The 346-nt window shown below is 61.0% G+C and carries 1 protein-coding gene; it reads left to right on the plus strand.

The window, feature by feature from the left end; all coding sequences use genetic code 11:
- Positions 1-346 (plus strand): glutaminase (locus SB822_RS55645; RefSeq protein ID WP_410858916.1); only part of this gene is annotated, 346 nt, incomplete at both ends.

The following is a 346-nucleotide window of genomic DNA, read 5'->3' on the forward strand; positions in this document are numbered from 1 at the left end:
CATGGCAATCGTCACGGCGTCGGGCGAAGTATTCCGCACCGGCGAAGCGGACACGCGCTTTTCCATTCAAAGCATTTCGAAGCTATTCGCCTGCACAATGGCGTTCCGTCTGCTCGGCGACGCGCTATGGCACCGCGTGGGCCGCGAGCCGTCGGGCAATGCTTTCAATTCATTGGTCCAACTCGAGGCGGAGCACGGCAAGCCGCGCAATCCGTTTATCAATGCGGGAGCGCTGATCGTCACCGATGTACTGTGCCGGCGTTTCGTGCAAGCCGAAACCGCACTCGTCGAATTCATGCGGCGCGTGACCGGCGAGACGAGCATCGACTACGATTCGCGCGTCGCT

Source organism: Paraburkholderia sp. SIMBA_054, assembly GCF_046534875.1.
Lineage (GTDB): Bacteria > Pseudomonadota > Gammaproteobacteria > Burkholderiales > Burkholderiaceae > Paraburkholderia > Paraburkholderia hospita.